Origin of the sequence: Delftia sp. ASV31, from assembly GCF_016428765.1 — a bacterium.
Lineage (GTDB): Bacteria > Pseudomonadota > Gammaproteobacteria > Burkholderiales > Burkholderiaceae_C > Comamonas > Comamonas acidovorans.
Genome location: NZ_JAELTK010000226.1, coordinates 1 through 402 on the forward strand (window position 1 = coordinate 1; position 402 = coordinate 402).

The 402-nt window shown below is 73.6% G+C and carries 1 protein-coding gene; it reads left to right on the top strand.

Translation table 11 applies throughout. From position 1 onward, the window contains the following. A partial coding sequence (locus JHD82_RS29105) for a hypothetical protein (RefSeq protein WP_199140380.1) occupies window positions 1–316 on the top strand: 316 nt, incomplete at its 5' end. Window positions 317–402 lie beyond the last annotated feature (86 nt).

The following is a 402-nucleotide window of genomic DNA, read 5'->3' on the forward strand; positions in this document are numbered from 1 at the left end:
CCCCCCCCCCCCCCCCCCCCCCCCCCCCCCCCCCCCCCCCCCCCCCCCCCCCCCCCCCCCCCCCCCCCCCCCCCCCTTTCCTGCCCCGGCGCCCACCGAGATCTACACTGTTCGCATTTCGTCGGCAGCGTCAGATGTGTATAAGAGACAGACGGTCTCCAGCGCGGTGGCGATCGAGCAGGCCATGCCCTCGAAGCTCTTGGATCGCATGGGGTTTCCCTTGTGTGTTCGCGGTTGTCGCAGGCCTGGAGCTGTCTCTTATACACATCTCCGAGCCCACGAGACGCTGACGTTGATCGCGTATGCCGTCTTCTGATTGAAAAAGGGGGGGGGGGGGGGGGGGGGGGGGGGGGGGGGGGGGGGGGGGGGGGGGGGGGGGGGGGGGGGGGGGGGGGGGGGGGG